This is a genomic window from Streptomyces sp. NPDC028907 (assembly GCF_055564995.1).
Genome location: NZ_JBVHVE010000004.1, coordinates 545,028 through 569,000, shown reverse-complemented (window position 1 = coordinate 569,000; position 23,973 = coordinate 545,028). Strand labels below are relative to the sequence as shown.

At 69.5% G+C, this 23,973-nt stretch carries 23 protein-coding genes and 2 pseudogenes; 7 read left to right on the top strand and 18 right to left on the bottom strand.

The window, feature by feature from the left end:
- Positions 1-51: 51 nt before the first annotated feature.
- Positions 52-1,374, top strand: coding sequence for a DUF445 domain-containing protein (locus ACZ4UU_RS15170; protein WP_468039975.1), 1,323 nt, complete (start codon positions 52-54; stop codon positions 1,372-1,374).
- Positions 1,375-1,665: 291 nt separating this feature from the next.
- Here ACZ4UU_RS15170 and ACZ4UU_RS15165 read toward each other — a convergent pair whose 3' ends face one another.
- Positions 1,666-3,144, bottom strand: a complete 1,479-nt coding sequence (locus tag ACZ4UU_RS15165; protein ID WP_468040229.1) for an alginate lyase family protein — start codon at positions 3,142-3,144, stop codon at positions 1,666-1,668.
- Between the two features lie 185 nt (positions 3,145-3,329).
- Between ACZ4UU_RS15165 and ACZ4UU_RS15160 the strand changes: the two are divergent.
- Positions 3,330-3,573: pseudogene (locus ACZ4UU_RS15160) on the top strand (VOC family protein); the annotation flags it as partial.
- Positions 3,574-3,612: 39 nt separating this feature from the next.
- On the opposite strand, the gene ACZ4UU_RS15155 reads toward ACZ4UU_RS15160, so the two are convergent.
- On the bottom strand, positions 3,613-4,110 hold the full coding sequence (locus ACZ4UU_RS15155) for a hypothetical protein (protein WP_468039973.1): 498 nt from the start codon (positions 4,108-4,110) through the stop codon (positions 3,613-3,615).
- Between the two features lie 121 nt (positions 4,111-4,231).
- Positions 4,232-5,089 (bottom strand): LLM class flavin-dependent oxidoreductase, encoded by an 858-nt coding sequence (locus tag ACZ4UU_RS15150; RefSeq protein ID WP_468039971.1) that lies wholly within the window; start codon positions 5,087-5,089, stop codon positions 4,232-4,234.
- A gap of 713 nt (positions 5,090-5,802) precedes the next feature.
- On the opposite strand from ACZ4UU_RS15150, the gene ACZ4UU_RS15145 reads away from it, so the two are divergent.
- The 4 genes from ACZ4UU_RS15145 (at position 5,803) to ACZ4UU_RS15130 (ending at position 12,754) form a co-directional block, all read left to right on the top strand.
- Positions 5,803-9,294 (top strand): ALF repeat-containing protein, encoded by a 3,492-nt coding sequence (locus ACZ4UU_RS15145; protein WP_468039969.1) that lies wholly within the window; start codon positions 5,803-5,805, stop codon positions 9,292-9,294.
- On the top strand, positions 9,294-9,689 hold the full coding sequence (locus ACZ4UU_RS15140; RefSeq protein ID WP_468039967.1) for a hypothetical protein: 396 nt from the start codon (positions 9,294-9,296) through the stop codon (positions 9,687-9,689). The genes ACZ4UU_RS15145 and ACZ4UU_RS15140 overlap by 1 nt, the downstream gene beginning before the upstream one ends.
- A 334-nt stretch (positions 9,690-10,023) precedes the next feature.
- Complete coding sequence (locus ACZ4UU_RS15135; protein WP_468039965.1) at positions 10,024-10,521, top strand: hypothetical protein; 498 nt, start codon at positions 10,024-10,026, stop codon at positions 10,519-10,521.
- Positions 10,522-10,555: 34 nt separating this feature from the next.
- Entirely contained in the window at positions 10,556-12,754 is a 2,199-nt protein-coding gene (locus tag ACZ4UU_RS15130; protein WP_468039963.1) for a trypsin-like serine protease, read from the top strand.
- Positions 12,755-12,886: 132 nt separating this feature from the next.
- Here the strand turns inward: ACZ4UU_RS15130 and ACZ4UU_RS15125 are convergent, their stop codons facing one another.
- A complete protein-coding gene (locus tag ACZ4UU_RS15125) occupies positions 12,887-13,300 on the bottom strand; it encodes an SsgA family sporulation/cell division regulator (RefSeq protein ID WP_468039961.1) in 414 nt (137 codons plus the stop codon).
- A 244-nt stretch (positions 13,301-13,544) separates the two neighbouring features.
- Between ACZ4UU_RS15125 and ACZ4UU_RS15120 the strand changes: the two genes are divergently transcribed.
- Positions 13,545-15,284 (top strand): sigma-70 family RNA polymerase sigma factor, encoded by a 1,740-nt coding sequence (locus ACZ4UU_RS15120; protein ID WP_468039959.1) that lies wholly within the window; start codon positions 13,545-13,547, stop codon positions 15,282-15,284.
- A gap of 121 nt (positions 15,285-15,405) precedes the next feature.
- Here ACZ4UU_RS15120 and ACZ4UU_RS15115 read toward each other — a convergent pair whose 3' ends face one another.
- The 14 genes and pseudogenes from ACZ4UU_RS15115 to ACZ4UU_RS15050 form a co-directional block, all read right to left on the bottom strand.
- The gene (locus ACZ4UU_RS15115; RefSeq protein ID WP_468040227.1) at positions 15,406-15,636 is read right to left on the bottom strand and encodes a hypothetical protein; all 231 of its coding nucleotides are present in this window, start codon (positions 15,634-15,636) and stop codon (positions 15,406-15,408) included.
- A gap of 108 nt (positions 15,637-15,744) precedes the next feature.
- Positions 15,745-16,425, bottom strand: a complete 681-nt coding sequence (locus ACZ4UU_RS15110) for a YqeB family protein (RefSeq protein ID WP_468039958.1) — start codon at positions 16,423-16,425, stop codon at positions 15,745-15,747.
- Positions 16,426-16,837: 412 nt separating this feature from the next.
- A complete protein-coding gene (locus ACZ4UU_RS15105) occupies positions 16,838-17,086 on the bottom strand; it encodes a hypothetical protein (RefSeq protein ID WP_468039956.1) in 249 nt (82 codons plus the stop codon).
- A 256-nt stretch (positions 17,087-17,342) separates the two neighbouring features.
- Positions 17,343-17,534: a hypothetical protein gene (locus ACZ4UU_RS15100; protein WP_468040248.1), complete on the bottom strand. Its 192-nt coding sequence runs from the start codon at positions 17,532-17,534 to the stop codon at positions 17,343-17,345.
- A gap of 55 nt (positions 17,535-17,589) precedes the next feature.
- Positions 17,590-17,853: pseudogene (locus tag ACZ4UU_RS15095) on the bottom strand (Scr1 family TA system antitoxin-like transcriptional regulator); the annotation flags it as partial.
- 7 nt (positions 17,854-17,860) lie between these two features.
- Positions 17,861-18,463, bottom strand: a complete 603-nt coding sequence (locus ACZ4UU_RS15090; RefSeq protein WP_468039954.1) for a DUF5753 domain-containing protein — start codon at positions 18,461-18,463, stop codon at positions 17,861-17,863.
- Between the two features lie 32 nt (positions 18,464-18,495).
- Complete coding sequence (locus tag ACZ4UU_RS15085) at positions 18,496-18,879, bottom strand: hypothetical protein (RefSeq protein WP_468039952.1); 384 nt, start codon at positions 18,877-18,879, stop codon at positions 18,496-18,498.
- 82 nt (positions 18,880-18,961) lie between these two features.
- A complete protein-coding gene (locus ACZ4UU_RS15080) occupies positions 18,962-19,399 on the bottom strand; it encodes a glycine-rich domain-containing protein (protein WP_468039950.1) in 438 nt (145 codons plus the stop codon).
- Between the two features lie 608 nt (positions 19,400-20,007).
- Positions 20,008-20,856 (bottom strand): DUF5753 domain-containing protein, encoded by an 849-nt coding sequence (locus ACZ4UU_RS15075; protein WP_468039948.1) that lies wholly within the window; start codon positions 20,854-20,856, stop codon positions 20,008-20,010.
- Between the two features lie 29 nt (positions 20,857-20,885).
- Positions 20,886-21,398, bottom strand: coding sequence for a DUF6879 family protein (locus ACZ4UU_RS15070; protein WP_468039946.1), 513 nt, complete (start codon positions 21,396-21,398; stop codon positions 20,886-20,888).
- Positions 21,376-21,603, bottom strand: a complete 228-nt coding sequence (locus tag ACZ4UU_RS15065) for a hypothetical protein (RefSeq protein ID WP_468039944.1) — start codon at positions 21,601-21,603, stop codon at positions 21,376-21,378. Before ACZ4UU_RS15065 ends, ACZ4UU_RS15070 begins: the two co-directional genes overlap by 23 nt.
- Positions 21,604-22,518: 915 nt before the next feature.
- Positions 22,519-22,815 (bottom strand): DUF6247 family protein, encoded by a 297-nt coding sequence (locus ACZ4UU_RS15060; protein ID WP_468039943.1) that lies wholly within the window; start codon positions 22,813-22,815, stop codon positions 22,519-22,521.
- A gap of 80 nt (positions 22,816-22,895) precedes the next feature.
- A complete protein-coding gene (locus ACZ4UU_RS15055; protein WP_468040225.1) occupies positions 22,896-23,078 on the bottom strand; it encodes a DUF397 domain-containing protein in 183 nt (60 codons plus the stop codon).
- 32 nt (positions 23,079-23,110) lie between these two features.
- Positions 23,111-23,959 (bottom strand): helix-turn-helix domain-containing protein, encoded by an 849-nt coding sequence (locus ACZ4UU_RS15050; RefSeq protein WP_468039941.1) that lies wholly within the window; start codon positions 23,957-23,959, stop codon positions 23,111-23,113.
- Positions 23,960-23,973: the final 14 nt, after the last annotated feature.

The following is a 23,973-nucleotide window of genomic DNA, read 5'->3' as shown; positions in this document are numbered from 1 at the left end:
AGCGGAATGGAACGTACGAATCAGGATGAAACGGGAACACCTGGCGTAGACATGCATGCCCGGTCGGACGCCGCCGATAACCGGCGCGTCCCCGCCTCGGCGGTTCGTGCGATGTCCACGTTCACCGCCGCCGACGAGGAGAAGCAGCGCGGCGTACGGCGGATGAAGATCACCGCGACCGGGCTGCTGCTCTTCGTGGCGCTGGTCTACGTCCTCGCCAAGGTGGCCTCGAACCAGGGCGCCGGCGACTGGGCGCACTATGTCGCGGCGGCCGCCGAGGCCGGCATGGTCGGCGCGCTCGCCGACTGGTTCGCGGTCACGGCCCTCTTCCGCCACCCCCTCGGCCTGCCCATCCCGCACACCGCGATCATCCCCAACAAGAAGGACCAGCTGGGCGTCTCCCTGGGTGAGTTCGTCGGCGAGAACTTCCTCTCCCAGGACGTCGTACGACAACGCCTGCGCGCCGTCGGCATCGGCAGCCGCCTCGGCGCCTGGCTGGCCGACCCCGAACACGCCGACCGCGTGACCGCCGAGCTGTCGGCGGCGCTCCGGGGCGCCCTGACGGTCATGCGGGACTCGGACGTCCAGGCGGTCGTGGGCGAGGCGATCACCAGGCGCGCCGACGCCCAGGAGATCGCGCCCGGCATCGGGAAGATGCTGGAGAAGATCGTCGCCGACGGCGGCCACAAGCGGATCGTCGACCTGGTCGTCGCCCGCGCGCAGAACTGGCTGATCCTGCACGACGACGAGATCATGGGCGCGGTCCAGGGCGGCGCCCCCGGCTGGACCCCGAAGTTCGTCGACCGCAGGGTCGGCGAGCGGGTCTACAAGGAGCTGCTCCGCTTCGTCACCGAGATGCGCGACATGCCGTCCCACCCGGCCCGCGGCGCCCTCGACCGCTTCCTCACCGACTTCGCCTCCGACCTCCAGTCCGACACCGACACCCGCGCGCGGGTCGAGCGGCTCAAGGGCGAGGTGCTGGGGCGCGGCGAGGTCCAGGACCTGATCGCGTCCGCGTGGACCGCCGTACGCTCGATGATCGTCTCCGCCGCCGAGGACGAGCGCAGCGAGCTGCGGCTGCGCGTGCGTGCCTCGCTGCTGTCGCTGGGCGCGCGGATGGCGGTCGAGCCACGGCTCCAGGCCAAGGTCGACAGCTGGGTGGAGGGCGCCGCGGTGTACGTCGTCACCACCTACCGCAAGGAGATCACCTCCCTGATCACCGACACCGTGGCCGGCTGGGACGCCGAGCACACGACACGGAAGATCGAGGCGCACATCGGCCGCGACCTCCAGTTCATCCGGATCAACGGCACGGTGGTCGGCTCGCTCGCCGGACTGCTCATCTACACGGTGTCGCGGGCGCTGGGGGCGTAGGCCCCCAGCAAATGCGGCGGCAAGAAGCACGGGGGTCTGGGGCCCCGGACAGCACAGCATGATCACGCTCGCGGTGCATCTGGCGGCGACGGCCCTGACCGCCCAGACGAGCAAGGTAGGCGACACCGTCCTCGCCTTCCAGATCGGCGCGACCCTGATGTGCCTGGCGGGCCTGGTCGCGGCCTTCCTCGCGGTCCGCGGGGAACGCCGCTCGCCGGAGGGTGAAGGACCGGCCCCGGCGCCCCTCGTGGTGGGAACCGGGACCGGAGATCATGTCCCTTCGCGCGCCCCTTACCGGGACTGGGACGACTGGGCCTCGCGCTGGACCCGGCCCCGGCGCCGCATCAGCAGCAGGCCGCCGGCGAGGGCGGTGACACCCGTGGCGGCGGTCCAGCCGATGACGTCGTTCGAGCCGGTCGCGGCCAGGTCACCGTCCGCGGCGGCGGAGGCGGACGCCGAGGGCGATGCCGCGCCCCCGCCCTGCGGCCGGACGTCCGACCCCGCACCGCCCGACGCGGCGGCCGAGGCGGAAGCCGCCGGACTCGGCGAACCGCCCGACCCCGTACCCGTCCCCGTGACCCTGTCCCGCGTGAACGCCAGCGTGCCGAAGCCCAGTTGGTCGTAGCCGCCGCTGTTGGGCCCGTAGTCCCCGCCGCCGCCCTCCGGCGCCGACTTCGCGGCGATCCGCGTGAGGTACGTCGCCGACAGGCCCCGCCGCCTGGTGTAGTGGTTGGCGATCATCGCCCAGATCGGGCGGGTCATCGCCGGGTCGACGGGAGCGGCATCGGTGACGGTCTCCGACCCCGACCAGCCGTTGATCGCGCCCTTCTTACGGGTGTTCGCGGTGAACGGCACATCCCCGCCCAGGGCCCACTTGGCCACGTACTGGGCGCCCTTGAGGAACCGGCTGTCGTCGTAGCCGTACAGGTCGATGCCCTGGTTCCAGGCCATCTCGCAGAAGGTGCCCATCAGACCGACGCCGAGCAGCGCGTGCCCCTGGTCGCGGCCCGCCTCCAGCCACTCGGCGAGTCCGTCGTCGTGCACGACGGGGATGGCGTTCCGGATCGACCCGAGCCCCTCGCCGTGCTTGAAGTACTCGACGGCCCGGGCGACCTGGGCCCGGTCGTCGCAGAAGATGCCGGAGGCCAGGACGCAGGCCATGGCGGCGAGGTCCCAGTTGGTCCAGTAGTTGGAGACGACGGCGCCGTTGTGCCGGACCAGGAAGTCGTCGCTGAGCGAGGCGAAGCAGGTGCTCAGCATCTCCTTGAACCGGTCGAGCTCGAAGTCGGGGTGGTCCCGGACGAGTTCGGCGGCGTTGGCGATCTGGTAGCCGTAGAGCCCGGCGGCCAGGAACCGGTCGGCGCTGCCCTGAACGCTCGTCAGCTTCGCCGACCAGGCGTTGAGGATCGCGACGGCGGTGTCGGCATGCGCGCTGTCACCGCTGACGTGGTGCCGCAGGGCGTTCTGGTAGGCGGCGTGGACGTCGTTGTAGAGGGTGCGGTAGTTCTGCGGCGACCCGGCGCCCCGGTACACGATCTCCTGCGGGTTGGCCGCCCAGCCGCTCTGCGCGTGCCGGTTGGCGGTCAGCTTGGCGAACCCGGCGGTGTAGGGAGCGGCGCCCGCCTTCACCTTGGCGGCCATCCGGTCGAGGTCGGCGCCGGTGTGCAGAAGGCCGGGGTGGGCGTAGGCGCCGGCCGCCACGGCAGGGCTCGGCAGCACTGCCGTACCGATCCCGACGGCTCCGGCTGCCGCGCCCGCGGCCTTGAGCATGCTCCGGCGGCTGATCTGTCGTGTCACGTCGTCATTCCTCGCGTGCCTGCGGCTGGGGACGGTGAGGAGACGGGGGAAGACCGGGGGCGATAACAAAAAGTCCGGCGCCGACGAGGAGCCGCACCCGATGACCGTCCGCAGGATCGCCCCAACCACCAGGTCACGTCGGTGATGACTGTGTTTTCTGGGGGTGGACCATGGCGTCCCCCGCCAACCCCACCGCCCGCATCAGCTTCTTCACCGAGGAAACGCACCGCCCCCGTCGTCCCCGACCTGAGCGTGGAGGTCGAGGACGACGACGCCGTGTACGCGCAGGTGGTGGCGTCGGGCGCGGAGATCGTACGGGAGATCCGGGACGAGGAGCGGGGCGTACGGCGCTTCTTCGCACGCGAGCCGGGCGGCCGGGTGGCCCAAGTACCGACCCACCGCACCTGGACCCCTCCGGGACGCCCGGCGGAGCGCTACGCGCTAACCGGCCCGCTGCCCGCGGAACTCGGCACGGGCCCGCAGCTCCGACACGTACGCCGAGCCGATCGCGCCCCCGGCGCCGGCGAGGGCGAGGCCGAGGACGCCCGGGTTGACGTACCCCGGCACGTCACCGTTGTCGTAGCTGCCGCCGTCGCTGGTCTCGCACACGAACCCGAGCGGGATGTACGTCACCTTGTGGTCGACGATCTCGATGCCCTGTCGGCTCCGCTCCAGCCAGCCCGCCGTGCGGCAGGACCGGGCCGGAGCCGAGTCGGTGCCGCCGTCCTCAGCCGTCATGACCGCGCCGCACACGGCGAGCAGACCCCACGCGTACAGCGCACACGCCCCCGCGCCCGCGAAGGCGGCGAGGCCGCGCAGGGCGGCGGGAGCGTTCGCGCGCCGCAGACCGTGGTCGGCCAGCGTGCGGCCGCCGTATCCGCACAGACCCATGGCGACGATCACCATGACCACGGCGAACAGCAGCATCAGCAGGAACACGTGGCCTCCAGGCAGGGCGGACGACGCCGGGTGCGCCGAGTCCAACAGGGCCCGAGGCACCCGGCTGTGGCGGAGGCCACAGTTCCGGCAACAGCGGTGTCACAGAAGCGGGTTCAGGGCTTCACAGCAGCTCGGCCAGCCGGTCCACCTGTTCCAGGTCGACGCCGTAGCAGTAGAGCACGACCTCGTCGGCGCCCAGGTCGGCGAAGGCGGCCAGCGCGGCGCGGATCTCGGCGGGGGTGGTGAGGAGGCCGGCGACCATCCGGTCGGCCATGCCGGTGAAGGCGTAGTACGCGTGCATCCGGGCACGCGCGTCGTCGACCACGTGCGCCGGACCGAGCGCGACGTTCACCTGGGCCACGAGACGGGGCCGCCCGTCGCGGCCGTACTCCTTCCAGAACCCGCGGACGGTGTCGAACAGGCCGCCCGCCCAGGAAGGCGCCGCCGCGCAGAGGAAGCCGTCGCCCCAGCGAGCGACGCGTTCGAGCGCGGCGGGCCTGAAGCCGCCGAAGAGGATCTCCGGGCCGCCGATACGGGCGGGCACCGGGCCGATGGGACCGACGCCGTCGCCGTACGGCTCGCCGTGCCACAGCCGGCTCATCGCGGCCATCTGCTCGTCCAGGCGCCGACCCCGGGTGCGCGGGTCGGTGCCCGTGGCCAGGTGGTCGTCGTCCCGCCCGCCGATACCCAGGCCGAGGACGAACCGCCCCCCGGTCATCCGGTCCAGCGTGGCCGCCTGCTTGGCCAGCAGGGCGGTGTCCCGCAGCGGGGCGAGCAGCACCTCGGTCTGGACGCGGATCCGCGAGGTCGCGCCCGCGAGGACGGCCAGGGCGACCAGCGGCTCCGGGTTGTCGTAGACCAGCCGGTCGAGCAGTCCGAGCGTGCTGAAGGGACCGGCGTCGGCGCGCCGGGCCCAGGTGAGAAGGGCGGCCGGGTCGCCGATGGGCAGGCCGATGCCCACGTCTGTACGGACGTTCATGAAGGGGCCTTTCGAATGAGGGGTCGACAAGGACTGCCGCCCCTCCTGCACCTTCACGAGGTGGGACGCTCCCGCTCTGCGGCTTCTTTCCGGGGAACGTCTCTTCGAAGTGAACTCACTGTAGGTCGGGCCGGTTCAGCGCGCCAAACCATTTGTGCGGCGGGACACGGCCCGCGCTCTTGAGAGCCGTACTCCTGAACCGACGGAGAATTGGCCGTGCGAGTCGCCTGAGTCGGCGCGTCAGGCCGTACCGGAACCGATTCTTTATCCAGATCACTACAACTATTTCCGCGGGTGACGCACATCACGGCAGTAACCCGGGGGATGCCCGACTTCTGCCCGATTTCTGAATTGGACGCGCCCGCCAACCCCCGCTTCCATAAGGAACTTGAACCGCAGGGGTGGTGGAGATTTCTCCCGTCGACTCCTGTCGGCTCCTGTCGACTGTCGATTTCTAGGACTGTGATGAAGCCACGCAGCACATTGGCGCGCATTCTGGGCACCGCGCCCGCCGCCAGTGTCCTGACACGGGCCGTGCGGACCAGCCCTCGGCCGCGGAGTGCTTCCTGAGCCTGGAGTCCGACTCGGTGTACCGGGTGCGGACCACTGACTACGACAGTCCGTCGAAGGCCGGGAGCACATCCTGGCCGGGATCAGCGCAGTAGAAGGGAGTCGTGATGGCACAGCGTTCACGACAATTCAGCAGACGTCAGATGCTCGCCGCTTTCGCCGGGGTGGCAGCCGGTTGTGCGCTGCCGAACTGCACGGTCCTCACCCGCCCCGCGTACGCGGCGAGCGAGGCCGTCACCGACTCGGTGCCCGAGGGATCCGGTCTGCCGGACACGGATCGCGGCAAGGTGGTCTGGGCGTACCGAACGGGCGGCCGTGCCGTCCGCACGGCAGCGGCCGCGGCCCTGGTGGGCAGTGCGGCGGACGTGAGGGCGTTCCTCGACGAGAGGCTGCCCGCGGCCCGGGCCGAGGACAACAGGTTCACGCTCACGCAGTCCCTGGTCATGGCGGGCAGGGCGACCCGCGAGGGCATCGGCGTGGCGTTGTCCGGCGGGACAGCGGCGATCGAGACCTTCCTCAAGGGCGGTTTCCAGACCGCGGTGCGCGAGGACCTCGAGGTGGCCGTGACCACGGTCATGGCCCACGGTGGTCGTGCCGTGAAGCGTGAGGCGTCCGCTGCGCTGCAGGCCGATTCGGACTTCGCGTTGCGCGCCTTCCTCAGCGGCGGGCAGTTCACCGCTCACGAGGAGGACGAGCGTGTGCAGGTGACGTCCATCCTCGTGACGGCGTCACCGCAGGTGCGGGAGTACGCGGAGCGGGCACTGGACGACGGGTCGCCGAGGGCGATCCGGTGGTTCCTGGAGACGGGCCAGTACATCGCCCGGGCCCGTGACGAAGAGACGGCGACGATCCAGCAACTGGTCAAGGCCGTGGAGGCGGAGGGGCGCCGCGCCGGCCGGAAGACCGACGAGGCCGTCGAGCTGTCCCAACAGGCGGTCAAGGCCGCCGAGAAGGCGAAAGAGGCGGCGCTGGAGGCCAAGGCCGAGGCCGAGGCCGCCGAACAGGACGTCCAGCGCTCGGCCAGGGCGGCGAACAAGGCGGCGCAGGCGGCCAGGGGCGCGGCCGCTGCCGCGGCGACCGCGGTGTCGGCCTCGCGGACGGCGCAGGCCGCCGCGCAGCGTTCGGTGGCGGCCGCGCAGGCCGCCGCTGCGGCCGCCGCAGCGGCAGGACGCGCCGCGGCCCGTGCGTACCGTGCCGCGATCGGCGCGTCCAAGGACGCGGCGATGGCGGACGCGGCCCGGGCGGCGGCGCAGGCCGCCACGGCGATGGTCAAGGTCGTGCGCACCGTGGCCCTGAAGGCCGACCTCGCTGCCATGGCCGCCGACGCCGCTGATTCCGCGGGCGCGGCCGCCGCCAGCTCGGCGCTCAACGCCGCCGCCGCCGCTCGGGCGTCGGCCGACGCCGCCGTGGCCTCCGGCGCCGCACAGTCCGAGGCCGCCGCCGCGCAGCGGGAAGCCGCCGTGGCGGAGGCCGCCGCGGCCAGGGCGACGCAGGCCGCCGGCAGGTCGCGGACGCTGGCCGGACAGGCGGCCGCCGCCGCCCGCGCCTCGCGCGACGCGGCCAACAGCGCCGCCGATCACGCCGAGAAGGCGGCCGCGGCCGCTGTGGAAGCGGCGAACTTCGCCGGTCAGGCGGTCGACTACGCCAACCGGTCGACGACAGCCGCCAATGCGGCCGTCGAGGCGGCGAACAAGGCCGCGGACGCCGTCGACAAGGCACGTGCGGTCGAGCAGACGGCTCGTGACGCCGAGACCGCCAGGCTGGCCGAGGAGACCGAGGAGGCGATCGAGCGGGCGCGGCTCGAGGCGAGCGCGGAGACGGATCAGCTCGAACGGTTCAACAGGGAGCGGACACAGGAAGCACGCCTGTCCGAAGAACTGCTCGCGCTCATCGCCTCCGCGGAGGCGGCGCTGCGGGACGGCAGGACCGCTGAGGCCGTGGCGGCCGGGCGCAAGGCAGCGGTCCAGCTCATCGAGCGGGCGGGTACCTGGACCCGGGAGGCCGCGGAGTTCGCGCTGGCCGGCTCGGACGAGGACGTCGTCCACTGGATCGACGCCGACCGCGCCATCGCTCTGCAGCAGGACAACGTCGAGAACGTCGCGGCAATGGCGGCGATTTCGACGAAGGACGTGGCCGTGGCGGCCGTGGAGGCGCTGAAGACCGAGGACGCCGCGAAGGTCAGGACCTTCCTGGAGAGCGGGGCGATCGAGGCGGCCAAGGAGGACAACCGGGTCGAGGTGACCACGCTCCTGGCCGACGGCAACACCGGTCCCGCGGTGCGACGTGCGGCCGAGGCCGCGCTGGAGAACGGCACCGCCGAAGCCCTGCACGCCTTCCTGCACGTCGAGCGTGCCGCGGCCGTCCGCGAGGACGACCGGGTAAAGGCCACCACCCTCCTGGCGAACGGCGGCCCCTACGTCAAGGCGGCCGCCAAGATCGCGCTCGAGGGCGACACGCACATGCTGCGCCAGTTCATCGGCACCACGCAGCACGAGTTCGCGCGGATCGACCACGATCACGCCACTCACATCAGCGCGATCCGTGCGGCGATCGCGGGTGCGGCCAAGGTCGCCCAGGAAGCCCAGGAGGACGCGGCACGGGCCTCCGAGGCGGCGGCCCTCGCACGCGACGCCGCCGACAAGGCGATCGAGTGGTCCGATCTGGCCAAGGGTTACGCGGCCGACGCCAAGCTCTCCGCCGAGGAAGCGCGCAAGAACGCCGAAGCTGCCGAAGGGTCCGCGGCCGACGCCGCGCGCTCCGCCGAAACCGCACGTCAGGCCGCTGCTGCGGCGCGCAAGGCGAGCAGTGTGGCGCGCCATGCGGCCACGCGGGCGGTGCAGTCCGCCGGCGTCGCCGCGAACTACGCCGCAGATGCCGCGGCTTCGGCCACGGCTGCCCGGAAGGCGTCGCTCGCCGCGGGCAAGGACGCCACCGCTGCCTCTCAAGCCGCGACCGAGGCCAAGGTCCTCGTCATCCAGGCGGCGATACGCGAGGCGATCCAGAACGCGATGGACAACGCGACCGTTCCCATCGATCCCGAGGAGAACGGCCTTCCGGAAGGCGCCGAGAGCTGTCTGACGCCGTTCGGCGACCCGATCGAGTCCGGCAACAGCACCAACCCGTGGGAACTGGGCTGGAGTTGGCTGACCGGGAAGGGCCCCCGGTCGCAGTGCTTCGGTCCGGCCGACGAGTTCACCGGCCTCTACCGTGACCACAAGTTCACGAAGGAGGTCATCGCCTTCTTCGCCTCCCGCACGCAGGGCGGGAACTACGAGCTGGGCCACACCTACATGTACGACTACCAGCTCGGTGGCTTCGACGGTGCCGGGAAGTACATCCAGGACTACGGGACGCTCTCCACCGCCGGTCTCACCGGAAACCTGGCGTACACGTTCCTGGGCTCGCACTACGTCCGGATGACGCCCATCCGGGAGAACGCGGACGGCTCCGTGGTGTGGCGGTACACCGCGTTCAACGAGTCGGACATTGAGTCCGCGACGCACCCTCCGGTCATCGGGTACACGGACTGGTGGAGCGACACCGTCGGTTCGCTCGTCGACAAGGTCGTCGGGGACTCCGGGCCGATGTCGCCCAAGACCCAGGTGATCGAGTTCAACGTTACGCTGGGGCCGTGATGAGCGAGAGGACGAGTGGGCGGTGGCTCGTCGCCGTCCTGGCCGCTTCTGCGGCACTCATCTCGGCGTGTACGGGCTCCACCGCCCGCGACGAACTGCCCGGCGTGTACCGCGACGACAAGGCCGGCGGCGAGCTCCGGCTCAAGTCCGACGGGACGTTCTCCGCCACCGGTCTGGCGACGGACGGGTCCTCCGGCCCCGCCGACTTCAGTGGCCGCTGGGAGTTCCGCGACAGCCAGGCGTCCAGCGACTTCGTCTACCTGACGGTCGATGACGGTGGACTCGGCAAGACCTCCGGCATCCAGCTCTACCCGAGCGGCCGGGAGGCGTTGGAGTTCCGTCCCGACCCGGACGGGCCGCCGTCCCTGGAGCTCACCAGAGCGGCCGCACCTTAGACAGATCCTGCGCGCCGGCACTACGCCCGACGGCGGCGAGGGCCGCGGAACACCTGTTCCGCGGCCCGGCCGCCGCCTTTCCCGCTCCCGAGGTATGACGCCGTCCGCCGAGCGAATTTCCGACGGAGCGGATGCTGATTCTTTATCGAGATCACTACAACCATTTCCACGGGTGACGCACATCACGACAGTAAGCCGGGGGATGCCCGGCTTCTGCCCGATTTCTGAATTGGACGCGCCCGCCAAGCCCCGCTTCCATAAGGAACTTGAACCGCAGGGGCGGTGGAGAATTCCTCCGGTCGGCTCCTGCCGACTTTCGACTTCTAGGACTGTGATGAGACCACGCAGTACATTGGCGCGTGTTCTGGGAACCGCGACCGCCGCCGGTGCCCTGGCATGGGCCGTGATGGCCGGGGGCGAGCCCTCCAACGCCACCACCGGGCCCGTCGCCGACGCGGCGCCCGGATACGCCGTCGAGGACTACAACTACCCGAAGGCCGACGAGATCCTGGCCCAACAGGGCATCCTCCTCAAGCGCGGCGACGGCCACATCGTGCTCGCCGACTGCGCGAGCGAGGCGAACCTCCTGAGGTTCCTCGCCCGCGACCGGGAGGACGTGTGCTTCAAGGTCACCGGCGATGAGGGCTTCCTGACCCTGGAGCTCAACTCCGTGCACGGGGTGCGGACCGACGACTCCGTCAACACCCACCTCGAAATGACCGCCGAGGACGACCGCGTCGAGTACGACATCCCCGCGGAGACCTGGGAGGGCGTGGGCGAGTCCGTCGACGGCCGGGAGCACGTCCTGGTCGAGATCAGAACCACCAAGTAGCCTGCGCCGCCCTGTGATTGAGGTAACCACCCAGATGCATTCCTCCAGACGTCTCCGCCCGGCCGCGCTGGGCACGGTCCTGGCCGCCGGGTCGCTCGCGCTGTGCGCGGTGCCCGCGTCCGCTGTCACCGGCACTCCGGTCGCCGACTCGGACACCACCTACGCCTACACCGCCCAGGTCATCATCGGCGAACACGACCGCGGCTGCTCCGCCGTTCTCGTGGACACCGAGTGGCTGCTGACCGCGGCCAGTTGCTTCGCCGACGACCCGGCCACCTCGCTCGCGGTCCCGTCCGGCGCCCCGCAGAAGAAGACCACCGCCGTGATCGGCCGCGCTGACCTGGCCGGCACCCAGGGTGCCGAGCGCCGGGTCGTCGAGCTCGTGCCGCGTACCGACCGCGATGTGGTGCTCGCCCGGCTGAACCGGCCCGTGACCAACGTGACGCCCATCGCCCTCGCGAGCGCCGCGCCCGCGGCCGGTGCGGAGCTGACGTTCGCCGGATACGGCCGTACGAAGACCGAGTGGGCGCCGCTGAAGCTGCACACCGGCACCTACACCGTCGACTCCGTCGCCGCCACGTCGGCGAATGTGACCGGCAAGGACGGTGCCGCCGTGTGCATGGGCGACACGGGCGGCCCGGCGATCAGCGCCGGCAAGCTCGCGGGGCTCAGCTCCCGCTCCTCCCAGGGTGGTTGCTACGGCACGGACGCCACGCAGACCAGCACCGCGGGCGTCATCGCGCGCGTCGACGACCTCGCCTCCTGGGTGAACTCCAAGGTCGGCGCCACCCGCATCACCGACTTCAACGGCGACGGCGTCGAGGACATCGCGATCGCCGACCCCGCGGGTACCGTCGCCAGCAAGACCAACGCCGGTCTGGTACGGATCTCCTACGGCGGCGGCAAGGGCACCGCGGAGATCAACCAGGACCTCGCCTGGGTCGCCGGCGACGCCGAGCAGGGCGACTGGTTCGGCGACGCGATCGACACCGTCGACTACAACGAGGACGGCTACACCGACCTCGTCGTCGGCACCACGCTGGAGGACGTCGGCTCCGTCGTCGACGCGGGCTTCGTCGATGTGCTCTACGGCGCGGCCGGCGGCCTGGGCACCGGCCCGGTGACGAGCACCCACTTCGAGCAGGGCGCGGGTGCCGGCGCGATCAAGGCGGCGGCCAGCGAGACGGGCGACCGGATGGGTGACGCGCTCGCCGCCGGCACCACCGTCGCCGGCGAGCCGTACATCGTGATCGGCGTGCCCGGCGAGGCGCTCGGCACCATCGCGAAGGCCGGCGCGGCCTTCTACCTGCGTGGCACGACCAACATCGCGGTCCATCAGGACAAGACCGACGTGCCCGGTGCCGCCGAGGCGAACGACGGCTTCGGTGCCTCGGTCGCGGCCGACGCCAACCACATCGCCATCGGCGCGCCGAACGAGAACATCGGCGGTGACAACGCCGCGGGCAACCTTGCGGTCTTCAGCCACACGCTGCACGCCGACGGTCACCCCAAGCCGCTGTTCGGCCTGGACCAGGACCTCGAGAACGTCTCCGGCGGCGCCGAGGCGAACGACGACTTCGGCGCGGCGCTCAGCCTGACCGAGTTCCGGCCCTCGGGGGCCGCCGCGGCCACCGACTCGATCCTGGCGATCGGTTCGCCCGGCGAGGCAGTGGTCGTGGGCACCGAGAACCGCGCCGACGCCGGCCGTGTCGTCGTCGGCCGGGTCACCGCCGCGGGCGCCTGGGACGAGCTGCGGGAGCTCAAGCAAGGCACCGCCGACGACGATGTCTCCGGCACGTCCGAGGCCGGCGACCGGATGGGCGAGACCCTGACCGCCGTCAACACCGCGCCCCGCGCGTTCGGCACCACCGCGACCATGCGTCTCGCGGTCGGCACCCCGGGCGAGGCCCTCGGCACCACCGACAACGCCGGTGCCGTCCACACCTTCTCCCTCGTCGCGGCGGCCGGCGCCAACGACCGCTGGATCGAGGCCGGCGACGGCGACGGCATTCCCGGCACTCCGGGCGCCAACCAGTACCTGGGCCGCAACATGCACTACACCGGCACCAAGCTCTACGTCGGCATGCCCTACGGCCCCGGACTCGGCGCCCTGTACGCCCTGCCGATGTCCAACACCGTCAACGGCGGGACCGTCGCCGCGGTGACCACATACAAGCCCGGCACGGGCGGCTTCCCCAACGTGGGCACCCGCTTCGGCGCCCAAGCCCGCTGATCTGACGGGTAACCGGCAGCGGACTCGGACCCATTGATGACGAAGAGCTCCCGAAGGCCTCACCGGCCTTCGGGAGCTCTTTGCTGCGGGCCCTCACATGCGGTCGAGCACGGACGCTCGGCCGACTGATCCTCACACCCCGTCCAGCAGGGACATGAGGCCGTGGTCGAGTTCCGGCCCCAGATCCTCTCTCCCCGGCTCGACGACGGCGTACGACCGTTGCAGAAACCGTCGGAGAGAAGCCGTCCCGAGCCGGATCACGGCCATGCCGTGCGGCGCGTAAAACTCGACGACCGTACGGGACCGCCCCCACGGCCGTATGCGTACGTCCCCGATCCCGGCCGCCGTGTCCAGGCCCTCCTCCAGCAGCGAGCGGGCGAACGTCCAGGAGACCCCGTCCTCGTCGGCCGAGACATGCGCCGGGAAGTCGATGTGCACGGCGAAGGGTTCGGCGGCGAGGTAGCGCAGCGTGGGGCGGATCGGAAGCTGGGCGGAGCCGGGGGTGACGAGGCGGGCACGAACGGACTGTTCGAGGGTGGGGTGCATGGACGTTCTTCTCCACGGTCGGGGTCTACGGCCGGTCGGCGGACGACGTACTGCCGCCCGCGGTCGGCCTGCTGCCGGTCTCTGTGCGCCTTCTCGACCACGCGGCAGCCCTGTTGATTACGCGGAACAACCGCACGTGCCTGTGATCTACCTCACGCGAACCATTTACTTGAGATTTTAGTCATCTACGCTGACAAACCCGTCCGCGCCCTTCAGCCCAGCAGGCAACCGGAGCGTTCCAGCCATGTCCGACGGTTCCGCCAAGGTGCCCGCCCAGGCGACACCTCCCGTGTCCGCCACCGCCTCGTACGCCCGTATCTACGAGGAACACCAGCCGCGCCTGGTCGCGTTCGCGCGCTCGCTCACCCGCAACAACTCCTGGGCGGCCGAGGACCTGGTCGCCGAGGCGCACTTCCGCGTCTGGCGGCGGCTGTCGGCGGGGCACGAGATCGAGAACGTACCTGCGTACCTGATGACGACGGTCCGGCACCTGGCGGCGACGGCCGGCGGCGAGGCGCGCGAGACCCCGCACCACGACCCTCAGGTCGCCGAGCGGGACGGGACCGCCGCCCACGCCGAGGGCATGACGGACCCGGCCGAACAGGTCTCCTCGGTCGACCTGTTGGTGCGCGTGCTGGGCCAACTGCCCGAACGCTGGGTGCAGGCCCTGTGGCTCGCGGAGGCGGAGGGGCAGCCGCTGGAGACGGTCGGGCGGCGCATCGGCGCGAAGGAGGGGGCGACGGCCGTACTCCTGCACCGCGCCCGAGAAGGCATGCGGCAGGCCTTCCTCCGCTCCCAGACGGGCGCCCCCGACGACCCCGCGTGCGAGGTCCACTGGGTGCGCATGCCGGCGTACGTCCGCGGCAACGCGACCCCGCGCCAGTCGGAACGCCTGCTCGCCCATGTGGACGCCTGCGCCGAATGCCGCGGCCGGCTCGCGGTACTCATGCGCGCCAACGACCGGCTGCCCGCGCTGGTCGGCCCGGCCCTGCTGGTCTTCGGCCTGGGCGCCGCGGGCAAGTTCGTGCTGCCGCTGGCCACCGGGTCGGCGGGCGCGACGGCCGCCCTGAGCGGCCAGGTCGGCGCCGCACTGCACGCCGCCCGCCAGGCGGTGACCGGCGGTGGGGCGGGCACCGCGAAGGTGCCGGCCGCCGTCGCGGCCGGCGCGACGGTCACCGGTATGGCCCTCGCGATGGTCCTCGCCCTGGGCGCGGGCGGCTCCACACCGGCATCCACTCCGCCCCGGTTGCCCCTGGCGGATGCGCCGGTGGCTCAGCCGTCGCAGGGGCCCGGGGCGGGGGAGCGGATGCCGGGGGAGCCGGACCGGGACAGCTCGGCCGGGGTACCCAAGGTGACGCAGGCCGAGCAGAGCCGGACGGACGACGGGGCCGAGGTGCTGGTCAACCGGCCTGAGGGTGAGCTGTCGGGTGATGAGCCGCCGGCTGCGGAGGGGATGTCGGCTGCGGGTGGGGCGCCGACCGCGGGTGGGGCGCCGACTGCGGGTGGGGCGCCGACCGCGGGTGGGGCGCCGACCGTCGATGAGCCTGCGCCGAGCCCTGTTGAGCCGGGGGCCGAGACTCCCGGGGCGGGGTCGGGCGGTCCGGGTGAGCCGGAGTATCCGGGTGATTCGGGGTCAGGGGCGGAGTACCCGGTGCCGGAGGCTCCGGCACCGTCGGAGGGCCCGGCACCGTCGGAGGGCCCGGTGTCGTCGGAGGGGTCGGTGCCGCCGGAGGCTCCGGTGCCGCCGGGTGACCCGGAAGTACCTGAGGTGGAGGCGCCACAGACACCGTCGCCCTCGCCCTCGCCAACGCCCTCGCCAACGCCAGAGCCGTCGGCGCCAACTCCCGTAGAGCCAGCGCCGGTTGATGAGACACCAGAGGTCCCGCAGGGGCCGGACGCACCGCAGACCCCGCCGGTGAACACGGACCCCGAGCCCACCCCCCAGCCCACGCCCGGGACCCCCGGAAACAACTGCGGGCCCTGACCGCGACGAAGACGACCGACTGACCCACGAGGGTCACGACGGCACGCGGGCCGCGCCGAGTGCTAACCGCCGGCGTGGCCCGCGTCCGCATTGCGCCCGGGAGACCGGCGGCCGTAAGGGTTCAGTTGGAGTCGGAACCCGACCCCGCCCCCGAGTCCGAGCCACCCAAGACGGAGAGATCCGTGCCCGAGCTCTGACGAGAACGCCCCGACCCCCGCACCAACTTGCCCATACCCAAGGTCACCGCGGCCACCGCGCGTACCCAGCGGGGCCCGCCCCGGGACGCCCACACGACACAGACGCATCCCCCGACGGTGAGCACGAGAACACCGACCAGCGCGAGCACGATCATGCTCATCCCCTTCTTCCACTACGGTCGACGCAATCCTCTCAGCCGATACGGCGCCCGAGCCCCGCTCCCCGGAACCTCCCCGAACCCGTACTTCAGAGCCGCAGCACTTCAGGGCCGCAGCGGCCCGCGCCAATACTGCCGCTTCTTCTCGTCACGTACGACGACGCCGAGCCTCAGCAGTTCCCCGCGCAGTTCCCGGGCGTCCTCGGAGCCCCCCTCCTTCTTCCGGGCCACCTCGCGGGCTCGCAGCAACGCGTCCGCCCCGTCGGGCAGCCCGGGCATCCCGGGAACCCAGCGCCGGAACTCGTCCCGATACGGATCCTCATCCGCCCACCGATAGCCGTGCCCGGCGAAGGCGTCGGCCAGCCGCGCCCAGGACAGATTGCAGCCCTCCCGCGCGATCTCCATACCGTCCGGCCCGAGCAGCACGAGCTGCTTGCCGTCCCGTACCGCCAGTGCGACCTCGTCCCGCCCGAACTCCTGCGAGGAGTCCCGGACGCTGAGGACCACACGGTCGGCCGAAACCCTCACCGACAGCGACTCGTGCACGGCGACGAACCCGACCACCAGCCCCAGAACGGCACCTACCGTGATGCCCCCGATGGTCAACCAGGGCTCCGGCACGGACGTCACGAGCTTGGCCGGCCCTTGCAAGGGTGCCCAGCGCAGCTTCACAAGCCATTCGGCGAGGAGGGTGACGAGCCAGCCGATACCGGCCCCGCAAGCCGTGCAAAAGAGCGTCAGAAACCAGGCGGACTCGGCGAGCGAGGTGCCGCCTTCGCCGTCCACCGCCGCATCGCCCTTCTCCCAGGGGAGACCCCCAGTGTTCCTTGCGCCCCCAGCACTCCTCGCATCCCCAGCACTCCTTGCGTCCCCAGCACTCCTTGCGCCTCCCGTATCCCGCATGTCCCCCGTCCTCATGTCGCTGCCGCTCTCCCGCTCTGCCGCTCTGCCGTTCTCGCACGGGTCGTTGTTTGCCGGTCGCCGGTATGGCGTAGCACCCAGCCTGACAAGCGTCCGTACGCCCTGTCATCGGCCGATGGTCCATGACGCCGCGACTTTGGTCGTCGCTGTCGACACCTTCGCGACCTGCATCTCCACTTGGGCACGCGAGGGGGCGCACAAACAGGACCCGGCGCCGGGCTCGTGGCCCAGACGCCGGGTATCCCATTCGGTCAACTACGTGACGGATCCATGTTGCTCAGTGGTGGCAACCGCCGCCAACGTGTTGGTACTGCCCGCCCGGGTGGCCTTCACCATTGGCCAAGTTGCCCGCAAGGCCGTTGAGCAGGCCGACCTGGCCGAGAATGCTGACGTCCAGGTCGTGAGAGTGGCAGTGCCCGTGACCGTGATCGTCGTACGCGGGCTGGGCGCTCGCTGTGCCGGTGGCTATGAGGCTGAGGGTCCCGACCATCGTGGCCGCAACAGCGGCCTTCTGAAGCTTGCGCATGTCTCCTCCTTGGGTCGAGTAGAGCGCACACCTAAAGATCCTTATTGCGCTCATTTCGGAGGCTAATCCGATATGCCCGACAGCGCTCATCGAAGCTGCCATACGGGCCACGGCCGTGAGGCCAACCAGGTTCGGGTGCCGTGAGCCCCCGTCAGCTGGACGGGGCGGTCATGAGAGCCCATCAGCTGCGGCGGCGCCGAAGGGCTCCGCTTACTCGGCGAGCAAGCGCCTCGCCATGTCCCCGGCACACGCGCGCTCAGCAAGAGCCGAAGACTCGGTCGTACTGGGCAATGTCCATCGCCTCGCGCAGCACCACTCGCCCGGTGAACACCTCCAATGTGGCAAGACTGGTGTCGTACAGCGTGAAGGTGTTGAACGGAGCCTCGGCGACCCGGCCCGTCAGCGGAAGCACCTTGATGTCGATGTTCGTGCGATGTGAGAGGGACAACGAGGTGCTTGACCTGCCGGGCCATGACGGCTGCCTCGCACAGCTGCCACCGGATCGCCGACTCGGTGAGCAGAAACTCGAACCGTTTGTCGAGGTCGTCGAGTACGGCCTGACGTTCCAGCTTGCGCGCGATCACTGACTCAACGTCCTTGCCGACGACGGGCGATGTCTGTGTCATCACCTGCCGCATGGACTCGGGCGTCTGGATCAGTCCGGTGGGAATCGCGGGAAGGAAGTACCGCAGGCGTGTGGCATCGCTTTCCAGGGTGGCGAGCTCACGCTGTACGTCATCGGCACCGGGTCTCGGGACCAACCTCATTTGAAACTCACCTGCCCCAGAAGCCCAGAGCCCTACCGATCAGCTCCTTGGCGGCGCCACCTTGGCATGCGGCGGCGTTGAGGGCGTCGAACGCCTTGCTGTGGAGGGCCAGTTCGTCTGGGGCTGTGATGTCCACGCTGCCGGATACGAGTTCGTAGCTGACTTGGCCGCTGTCGTTCATGTCGAAGGCGGGCATCGGAATCACATCCACCTCGGCGGTTGTTGGGAGCACGCTTAGGGAGAGAGACGGCAGGTCGATGTCGCGTAGTAGGCGTTTCATCTGCTCGTGCATGACCTCATGTCCGCCGACATTTGTGTACAAGGCCTGCTCGCCGAGGATCACCTCGTACTGGTGCTCCCCGTCGTACAAGACCTCCTGGCGTTCCATCCGCATGGCCACTCCCGCGGACACGTCGTTCGGGACGCCCAGGAAGTCAACGACCTTGCGGAGGACTACCGTCGCGTACGCCTCAGTCTGGAGCGTGCCCCAGATCATGGTGGGGACGTACGCCTTGCCGCGCGTACTCCGGCGATACCAGTCGATGATCTCACTCTGGATGTCTTTGGTTCCGGTAGACAGCTGCTGTTGCCATGGAATCAGACGGGTCATGCCTTCCCCTTAAGCTGGCCTCTCTTCGTTCGTCACTGCCCGTGGGTGCGAAAACACAATCGGCCGGTCATCAGAACCTCGTGGTTGGCGTACAACGCGTCGAGTTCGAGGCGCCGACGCACATACGCCGTCCATGTGACGTCTGCCAAGTCGCCGTATGCCGAGCCTTTCACCATGCGAGCGCGCCCCGCCTGAGTGAGGATCCAACGAGCCTGATCCTGACCGCTGTTACGTCCGCCGAGGTTGCGGGCGAGGCGCCACAGTTCCTCGCCGTCGCTGTGTTCGTCCACGACAGCGACAAGCCCGATGTCGCCCAGGCAGCGTCCGTCGCTGGACTGCGTCGTATAGGCGACAGAAAGGCCTTCGAGAGGAAAGAGGGTCATGCGGCCGGTGGCGGTCAGTTCGGTCAGTGGCACAGCTTGGTGTCCGTTTCTGGCCAGAGACGGGCGGGCCGGCTCGGAGGAGGACGGCCCGCCCTGGTGGGGGCGGTGAAGATGCTCAGCAGCAGGGGCCGTCGCCGCAGCAAGCGGGCGGGTTGCAATCGGCAGCTGTGCCCCACAGTCGTTCGTCGACGCCGAACCCGGCCGCACGGATCCGTTGCACGACATCGGTCATCAGGCCCCGAGTGCGGGTCTTGCTATTCGGCTGGTGGTGCAGGAAGTAGCCGAACTGCTCCTGGCACCAATTGGCGTACCAGTCGGTGTGCAGGATCAGGGTGTGCCAGCCGGGGTCGACCAACTGGGACGGAGCCATGGCGCTTCCCGAGCGGGTCGTGCCCATGACGTAGACGAGGGCGAGAGCCTGGTCGAGGACCCGGTCGGCGACGCAGCGCTCAAGGCCGTACTCCTCGGCGCAGAACGCGGCGAGGGTGTCGAATTCGGTGCCGGTGACGAGCGAGCGGCCGGTACGCGTTGCCGTGACGACGGAGGTTGTCATCGCTTGGCTCCCTTCGCCCTGGCTTCGTTCCTGGACGTGGTCGTGCCCGCGTATGGCTCGGGGAGTGACGGGGTTGTGGAGAGCAAGGGTTCACCTCACAGTTGGAGGACCTTCGGGTAGACCTCTCCCTGAGTGCCGAATGCCGGTCGTGCTTAGGGAGAGGGGTGGCTGACGCCCCGCCGCGTGACGCGGCGAATCTGTTTATGCAGCGCCGCAGGCAGACCCGTTCCGCACGGGATGTACCGCCATCAGAGCCGCCTCGCGTTCATCTCGTTCACGCGTGCCCGGAGGCGATCGTTGGCGTTGGCAGGCTGCAGTTCTCCCGGTGTGGCCTCCCACGAGGGGCCTCCGCCCGAGGGGCGCAGCACGACCCGTCCTGCCCGGTAGTCCTGGACCTCGCCAACACGGTCCCGTGTTGTGTCGTGGACGAGTTCACCCACATCGAGGGCTGGGCACACAAAGCCACCTCCGATCCGCGATTCCGATGTGGGCGTGGTGAATTCGGATGTGCGCTGCTCATGCGCCGGAAATCACCAGGCCCATCGTGTGAATCACGCTAGAAATCGCACCTATGCGGCCTCAACGAACGTGCCAGAACTTGCCGGGAATCACCCGAGTGAGTCGATCGCCGAGGTGATCAGCTCCCGGGCCTCGGATCCGTAGACGGCCAACGCGGAGAGCTCCACGAAGGTCTGCGCATAGAGATTGATCTCGTGAGTCTGCGTGACAGTGAGATGCGCGGAGACCAACTCGACGTTGGCCACCTCGGCGTCGTACAGGAAGAAGCCCTCCACGGGCCAGATACGAGACCGGTCGGCGCTCAGCGGGATGATCCCGAGGGAGACCGACGGCAGCGATGCAGCAGTGAGCAGGTGGCCTAGTTGTCCCGCCATGACCGCGGGGCCACCGATGCGGTACCGCAGGGCGGCTTCCTCCAGCACGATGGCGAAGCTGTGGTTGCCTTCGTTGACCACGTGCTGCTTGGCGACGCGGACGCGTACGGCTTCTTCCACGTCGTCGATCAACTGCCGACGATCACGGATAGACCTCAGCAGGGCCTCAATGTACGGCCCCGTCTGGATGGGGCCAGGGATGAGCCAGGACGAGTAGATGCGGAAGCGGCGGGTGCGTTCCCACAGTGGCACCACCGACTCCTGGGCGTGGCGCAGTCCGGAGCGCTCCATTCGTCGCCACTCGACGTACATGCCATCGATGCCGCGGGCTGTCGTCACGAGGTCGTCGGCAAGGAGTGGCACACCGCAGTGCTGTGCCCACGCCCGCAGATCCGATTCAGAAGGGCTGCGAGCTCCGCTCTCGTACCGAGAGCACTTGGATTCGTGCCACCCAGCAAGCGCGGCCAACGCCCGCGCGCTCAACCCGGCATCGAGCCGGATCTCGCGCAGACGCTGGCCGAGAGCCCTGCGGGCTGCTTGAACGCTGGAGGAGGGGGACGACATGGTCTTAGCGCTGACCCTACCCTTGCCGATCAAGCGAGTTGGTAGTCGCCGTGCGGGATGCCCACCTCCCAGACCGCCTCAAAAGCGCTGCCGCACAGCTTGATCTCCCGCGGGTCTGTGCTGATGGACGGTTCCAGCCACTCGCCCTCGCCGTCGAAGTGATTCACCAGCAACAAGGCCGAGTCGAACAGCCAGAAGTCGTTCCCCGGCAGGGCGATAGCGGTGGCCTGGCGCCGTGGCAACCATCGCACCTCTTCCCCGGCAGCTATGTTCAGCCCCTCCGTCACTTCATGCTCGAACCGGATGTACCTGCTCACAGGCTCGGACACGATGCGGGCACGGCGGACTTTCACGCCCCGCCCCCTCGCCTCGGAGACCAGGCCGAGCCAGTCGGCCCACCTCTGCGCGGGGTCGATGGTGAGGCCGGCTGCCCAGTCGATGTAGGCCGGGTCCGACTTCATATAGGAGTCGCGCATCTCCAGATGCGCCGCTGACTCACGGCAGTCGCGGAACAACTCCTCAAACGTCGGAACGGTCGTCACGCTGTACCTCCAAGAAGAACTGGACCATGCGGCGCGGAATCTCTACTACGGATTCATGGCCGGGGATGTCCATCTGACCCAGTCGCTCGACGTCCAGAACCTTCCAGCCCTGCACGAGATACGTGTCCTTCTCCTCGTCCAGGTACACCGTCGGGGAGCCACCGCTCGGGCTCTCGGGGTCTTTGCCGAGCTTGCGCAGGGCCATGGGGCCCACCTCCGTCGTGGGTGATGATCCGTGTGCCTGAGCTTGCCGTCGGGCGGGCTTGGGGGACAGGAGCTTGCCAGAACTTGCCAGAGGGAGACTGCGCTGAGACGGTCAGGGTCGGCGCGGTGGGGCCTGTTGGCTGCCTTGCCGCGGCACTGTCGGCCGTGGCCAACTGGTCTGTGCGACGGGTCCCTTCCTTCGAGCTCGGTCCTTGGGGGCCCAGCACGCAGAGGGCTTCTGCGGCTGCCTGGTATTAGGTGCTCACCTGGCAGAACGGACCCGTCTGGCTAACTCGTCAACAAGTACGGCATGGTGCCAGGCTGCGTCCCGGGCCAGGCAGGCGCCGAGGGCTTCGGCCGGGTCCTGGGTCACATATACGCCGAGGGCGGCGTCTTCGTCATTGAAGGCGAAGCGGGCCAGGATCTTGCGTTTTCGGGCGCGGGGAATGTCCCTCCTGAGCAGAGCTGAATTGGTAGGAACGTCGATGTCGATGCGACTCCAGCACCCGCGAGGACGCGGAGAGTATGGCGGGGAACTCGAGCGAGGTTGTCACGATCGCGAGTAATGGTGTTTACGGGTTTGGTCTTACTGGCGCGCCGAGACAATTGAGATCGGGAGGCGAGGGGAGGAACTACTCAGCGGGAAGGCCGTCGTCAGGTGTAACCGCGACGATGGCCACGGTGGGAGGCGGTGGTGCCGGTGTGTACACGTACGCCACTGCCAACCCTGGCACTCCGCCCCGGGGTTCGATCTTCGTCTTGCGGACTTCGGTGCCGTCCTGGCGGGCCGGCCCGAGAAGGACCCCAAGCCTGGGTACCTGTTCCAGTTCCTGCCGGAGTGCCTCCAGCGCTTGCTCGGCTCCGAGAGCTTTCGCTCGATCTGCCGCCCGCACCGTGACGGCTGCGATCACACTGCTCACCGGCCTTGCGCCTCCTGCTTCAGCCGTGCCGCGAGGTCGATACCTTCCTGCACGGCGATGTCAAAGTCGGGGTCCTGGTAGAGCCGAATCCTGCCCCGGTAGTCGACGATGACTGTGGCGACAGCATTGAGGTCCGTCTCAGACGAGGCCTCCAGCGCACGCTGGAGATCCGCTTCGAAGGACTCCCGGTCGCCCGGAAACCCGTGTCCGGACCGCAGAGCTGCTCGAATGTCACCGATGGTCTTCAACGGCAGCGCCGCTGACCCGGGCGTCTCCGCGTGCTGTGCGCTCACGATCGTCTACTCCTTGCTGTCCGCTGTCCTATGGACGAGTGTCCTACAGCGGAATGAATGCCGCTGTAGGAACTCCCTCGTCAGCGCGCCAAGCGTCCGTGATCCAGAACACCAACCAGGAATGCGTGCCAGGCGCCGCGGCCAACAGTAATGACCGGGCCCGTCTCACACTTGGAGTCACGCACCAGGGTGTCGTCCGTGCCCAACGCACACTCGACGCACTCCCCTCCGGCACCGTTGCTGTACGACGACCTGGACCACACCGGAGCGGGGCGGCCATCGGTGGCTTCAATCCTCACCTTGCGTATTCCTTCAAAACGGTCTTGATCAATTGGGTGGAGCGTTGAGGGCTCAGAGCTGAGGCTCGCAGGCCGTCGAAGGCCTTGGTGTACTCACGAACATGATGGTGGCCTTCCAGGTACACGGCATCGGTGATGCCGTCGCGGTACACGATGTCCGGGTCTTCTTGAGCAGGGAAGCCCAACATCGTGAACGGGCCTGTGACCGGATACGTGCCTGCGTCGAAGGGCAAAACCTGGAGGGTCACGGCGGACAAATCGGAGGCTTCCAGAACACGTTCGAGCTGCTCTCGCATGATTGACCGATCTCCGATCACATGACGAAGAGCGCCTTCGTTCACGACGAACCAGGCATCCGGCGCGTCAGGCTGCGTCAGCATGGTTTGGCGCTCCATGCGTACACGCACAGCTCTGTCGATGTCCTCGGAAGACAGATGCGCGCCTGTCGTGTGGAGCTCCCGCGCATAGGGGTCGATCTGCATGAGCCCGGGGATCAACTCGCACTGGTACTGGCGGATGGTTGAGGCGTCCTGCTCCAGGCCGATGTAGATGTTGAACCACTCGGGAACGCCGGCGCCGTGCACCTGCCACCAGCCGCGTGTCTTGGCCTGCCGAGCAAGGGACTTGAGAAACTCGCGCAGTTCTTCGCTGGTTCCGTAGAACCGGCAAAGGGCATCGATGTCGGACGGCTGGACCCGCCCGCTGCCAGTCTCCATACGGTTGACCTTGGAACCGCTCCAGTCCAGGGCCTCGCCGACCTGGGCGCAGGTGAGCGCGCTCTTCTCGCGGAGCTTCTTCAGCTCGATCGAGAGACGGCGGCGTCGTGCCGTCGGTGAACCGGCCATTCCAACCCTCTTCC

What these genes read in the sequence shown, in the direction of transcription:
- ACZ4UU_RS15050 (WP_468039941.1), bottom strand. Translation starts at nt 23,959, where the DNA reads ATGGCCGGTTCACCGACGGCACGACGCCGCCGTCTCTCGATCGAGCTG.
- ACZ4UU_RS15140 (WP_468039967.1), top strand. Translation starts at nt 9,294, where the DNA reads ATGAGCGAGAGGACGAGTGGGCGGTGGCTCGTCGCCGTCCTGGCCGCT.
- ACZ4UU_RS15170 (WP_468039975.1), top strand. Translation starts at nt 52, where the DNA reads ATGCATGCCCGGTCGGACGCCGCCGATAACCGGCGCGTCCCCGCCTCG.
- ACZ4UU_RS15150 (WP_468039971.1), bottom strand. Translation starts at nt 5,089, where the DNA reads ATGAACGTCCGTACAGACGTGGGCATCGGCCTGCCCATCGGCGACCCG.
- ACZ4UU_RS15115 (WP_468040227.1), bottom strand. Translation starts at nt 15,636, where the DNA reads ATGATCGTGCTCGCGCTGGTCGGTGTTCTCGTGCTCACCGTCGGGGGA.
- ACZ4UU_RS15105 (WP_468039956.1), bottom strand. Translation starts at nt 17,086, where the DNA reads ATGCGCAAGCTTCAGAAGGCCGCTGTTGCGGCCACGATGGTCGGGACC.
- ACZ4UU_RS15120 (WP_468039959.1), top strand. Translation starts at nt 13,545, where the DNA reads ATGTCCGACGGTTCCGCCAAGGTGCCCGCCCAGGCGACACCTCCCGTG.
- ACZ4UU_RS15065 (WP_468039944.1), bottom strand. Translation starts at nt 21,603, where the DNA reads ATGGCCCTGCGCAAGCTCGGCAAAGACCCCGAGAGCCCGAGCGGTGGC.
- ACZ4UU_RS15145 (WP_468039969.1), top strand. Translation starts at nt 5,803, where the DNA reads ATGCTCGCCGCTTTCGCCGGGGTGGCAGCCGGTTGTGCGCTGCCGAAC.
- ACZ4UU_RS15075 (WP_468039948.1), bottom strand. Translation starts at nt 20,856, where the DNA reads ATGTCGTCCCCCTCCTCCAGCGTTCAAGCAGCCCGCAGGGCTCTCGGC.
- ACZ4UU_RS15165 (WP_468040229.1), bottom strand. Translation starts at nt 3,144, where the DNA reads ATGCTCAAGGCCGCGGGCGCGGCAGCCGGAGCCGTCGGGATCGGTACG.
- ACZ4UU_RS15125 (WP_468039961.1), bottom strand. Translation starts at nt 13,300, where the DNA reads ATGCACCCCACCCTCGAACAGTCCGTTCGTGCCCGCCTCGTCACCCCC.
- ACZ4UU_RS15135 (WP_468039965.1), top strand. Translation starts at nt 10,024, where the DNA reads ATGAGACCACGCAGTACATTGGCGCGTGTTCTGGGAACCGCGACCGCC.
- ACZ4UU_RS15130 (WP_468039963.1), top strand. Translation starts at nt 10,556, where the DNA reads ATGCATTCCTCCAGACGTCTCCGCCCGGCCGCGCTGGGCACGGTCCTG.
- ACZ4UU_RS15090 (WP_468039954.1), bottom strand. Translation starts at nt 18,463, where the DNA reads ATGACCCGTCTGATTCCATGGCAACAGCAGCTGTCTACCGGAACCAAA.
- ACZ4UU_RS15080 (WP_468039950.1), bottom strand. Translation starts at nt 19,399, where the DNA reads ATGACAACCTCCGTCGTCACGGCAACGCGTACCGGCCGCTCGCTCGTC.